This window comes from Streptomyces flaveus (assembly GCF_014647675.1).
Classification (GTDB): Bacteria; Actinomycetota; Actinomycetes; order Streptomycetales; family Streptomycetaceae; genus Streptomyces; species Streptomyces flaveus.
Window position 1 is genome coordinate 1 of the sequence record NZ_BMPQ01000108.1, and the last position, 510, is coordinate 510.

A 510-nucleotide genomic window follows, 5' to 3' on the forward strand; every position below is an offset into this window, starting at 1 on the left:
ACCCGGGTTAGACATCCAGCACGACCAGACTGGTATTTCAACGACGACTCCCCCACCACTGGCGTGGCAAGTTCACAGTCTCCCAGCTATCCTACACAAGCCGAACCGAACACCAATATCAAACTGTAGTAAAGGTCCCGGGGTCTTTCCGTCCTGCTGCGCGAAACGAGCATCTTTACTCGTAGTGCAATTTCACCGGGCCTATGGTTGAGACAGTCGAGAAGTCGTTACGCCATTCGTGCAGGTCGGAACTTACCCGACAAGGAATTTCGCTACCTTAGGATGGTTATAGTTACCACCGCCGTTTACTGGCGCTTAAGTTCTCAGCCTCGCCCGACCCAAGGTCGGACTAACCGGTCCCCTTAACGTTCCAGCACCGGGCAGGCGTCAGTCCGTATACCTCGCCTTACGGCTTCGCACGGACCTGTGTTTTTAGTAAACAGTCGCTTCTCGCTGGTCTCTGCGGCCACCCCCAGCTCCGGCAGTAAATGCCTTCACCGGTTGTGGCCC

1 rRNA gene is annotated in these 510 nt (G+C 55.7%); it reads right to left on the bottom strand.

Annotated elements, in window-relative coordinates:
- Positions 1 to 510: ribosomal RNA gene (locus IEZ21_RS47005) — 23S ribosomal RNA — on the bottom strand; the annotation flags it as partial.